The sequence below is a fragment of the Campylobacter gastrosuis genome (assembly GCF_030249845.1).
GTDB classification, from domain to species: Bacteria; Campylobacterota; Campylobacteria; order Campylobacterales; family Campylobacteraceae; genus Campylobacter_A; species Campylobacter_A gastrosuis.
In genome coordinates, this window is sequence record NZ_JANURM010000048.1 from 1 (window position 1) to 2,316 (window position 2,316).

Sequence of the window (2,316 nt, forward strand, 5' to 3'; positions counted from 1 at the left end):
GCTAAATATTTTTTATAATTAGCGTCTTTAAATTTCTGCCTTTGTGTTGTTCGTTTATATGGCACTGGATTATAAGGCAGATTTTCAATTTTAAGAAAATAATGCATTAACGCCCCCGCTCTTATAAATCATATAATCGGTTGGGTCTAACATATTACCAAACGATACCATATTCGTTTTTTTTACAATTGCGTCCTTAAACACCTCCGTCCCTAAAATTTCAATTTCTAAGTTTATAAATTCCATTATTTGACTTTTATGTGAGCTAAAAAACAGATACGGCGGACGCATTAATTTAACTAACTTTAAAAAATCAATTACGCCCCAAAAGCGGTTTAAATATGCGTCGTTTAGGCTGTTTAAATACGGAGGGTCAAGCACTAAAACGGCGTTTTTGTCATCTAAAAACTCCTTAATTAATAAAAATCCATCTTTTCTGACAACTTGGGCGCCGTTTAAATAGCCATTAGCGCTGTATTTTGACGGTGTGGCTCTTTTGTAGTAATACCAGTTGTATTTTTTTAGCTCGTCAAAATCCTTTGCGTAATTACCGCTAAAAAGCACGAAGCTACTTATCGTGATATAATCAATAAACGCCCCCTTGTTTTCGTAGTCTTTTATGATATTTAGCCCAGCTTGTTTTACTTCATCGCTTATTCTTTTGCCTTCTACAAAGTTGTATTTTTTAGCGATTTTTTCTAAAATTTCATTTGTCGTGTCAATGTGCTTTAATCGCTCAGTGTAGCCGTCAAAGTCATTATAAATGACCCTTGCGTTTGGGTAAACGCTTTTTATCGTGTTGGCCAAAAGTCCGCTACCGCCAAAAACATCAACAAAAGTGGCATTTTTATACGCGCTAAAATCCTCTTTAATCGTTTGTTTAAACGCCTTTAAAAAGTTGCGTTTTTGCCCTAAAAAGGGCAGTGGGGCTTTTATGTAATTCATCCTAACCTCTGCTTTATCTCGTTTATTTTCTCTCTTGCCTGTGCGTTTAGTGGCAGGGCTAAAACTTCATCCGCTAAAACTCTAATTTTTTGCGTCTGCTCTTTTGCTTCGTTTAAAAGGCTTTTAAAGGCATTTTGCCCCTTGTTCCAGTCATCACAAAGGGCTAATTTTGCATTTATACACTCCACAATCGCTCTTTTTTGTGCTTCTGTTGGATAAGGACGGACGCTTTTTTCTGCGTTTTTGCCCTTTTTTTCGCCCTCTTTAAATAATTTAATCGCTTCTTGCATACTCATCATTTTTTACGCTCCTAGTCTTTTATATGCTTTATTTAACGCTATTTTTAACGGATTTTTAGCCTCAATCTCGGCTTTAAAGTTAAGAAGTGGCATTCGCTCTTTATCATCAAATCCCACAAACTCAATATTTAATCCCCCTAAATTGCCATTTTTAAACGTAATCTCATTTTCGGTTATGCCAATTAGATAATTTGGCGCGCATTCAGGTTTGTTTGCGTAGGTTTTGTAAAGTTTTGGGAATTCAAACACATAAAAATTTTTAAGCTCATCGCCCTCCATTCTTGCGTAGGCTATCCAGCCACCAATTGACTTAACCACCGACATTAACGCCTTGTCTTTAAAACACACGCTTTTATACGCTCCGTGCTTTATCATCGCCATTTTTAGCGTATCCCTTGCTAAAATCATCTTGCTTTCAAAATCGCCCTCACTAGCTTCTAAAATTTCAGCAATGCTAGGCATATTTGTGTATTTTCTGCTTTTGCGGATATGGCTTAGAGCGTCTAAAAACTCATCAAGCGTTAAGTGCTTTAAGTCGTTGTAATAAAGGCTTGTCACGTTTTTTGAAAGGCTCGTGTTGTAGTATTCACAAAACGGATAAAACGCTGCTAGAAACTCTTTTTCGCTCATAGGCTTATTCCCCTATCTGCTAAAAACTCCACCATTTGAGCCCTTGTGTATGCCATATTTCGCTCGTGCTGGGTTTGGTAGTTATTGGCACGTGGTTTAAATACGCCTTGCCACTCGTTTGCCATTGCCTGTCTTATGCAGTTATTGACATCTATGCCCTCTAAGTGCCATTTGGCCCATTCTGAAAACTTCATTTTTATCCCAGCTTGTGAGAGTTTTTCTTTACGCTCTTTTTTGTAGCTTAGATATTCGCTCCAAAGTTCAGGGTCAATAAAGGCTGGTAGATTTTGAGAAACGTTTTCAGTTTTTTTGACTGGACTTTTTACGATTATCGCTCCTTGCTCTGCTTTGCTCCCATCTCCCCCCACGCGTGTGTGCTCGCACATACGCGCAAAGGAGTTCTCTGATGTATTCTCTGATGTATTCTCTGATGTATTCTCTG

The 2,316-nt window shown here is 37.8% G+C and carries 4 protein-coding genes; all 4 read right to left on the bottom strand.

Annotated elements, in window-relative coordinates:
- Positions 1-90 precede the first annotated feature (90 nt).
- Positions 91-945: a DNA adenine methylase gene (locus NYG85_RS11950; RefSeq protein ID WP_284938891.1), complete on the bottom strand. Its 855-nt coding sequence runs from the start codon at positions 943-945 to the stop codon at positions 91-93.
- A complete protein-coding gene (locus tag NYG85_RS11955; RefSeq protein ID WP_284938892.1) occupies positions 942-1,244 on the bottom strand; it encodes a hypothetical protein in 303 nt (100 codons plus the stop codon). Before NYG85_RS11955 ends, NYG85_RS11950 begins: the two co-directional genes overlap by 4 nt.
- Before the next feature lie 3 nt (positions 1,245-1,247).
- Positions 1,248-1,874 (bottom strand): DUF6475 domain-containing protein, encoded by a 627-nt coding sequence (locus NYG85_RS11960; protein WP_284938893.1) that lies wholly within the window; start codon positions 1,872-1,874, stop codon positions 1,248-1,250.
- On the bottom strand, positions 1,871-2,316 hold a 446-nt coding region (locus NYG85_RS11965), incomplete at its 5' end, for a phage replication initiator YdaU family protein (protein WP_284938894.1). The genes NYG85_RS11965 and NYG85_RS11960, both read right to left, overlap by 4 nt.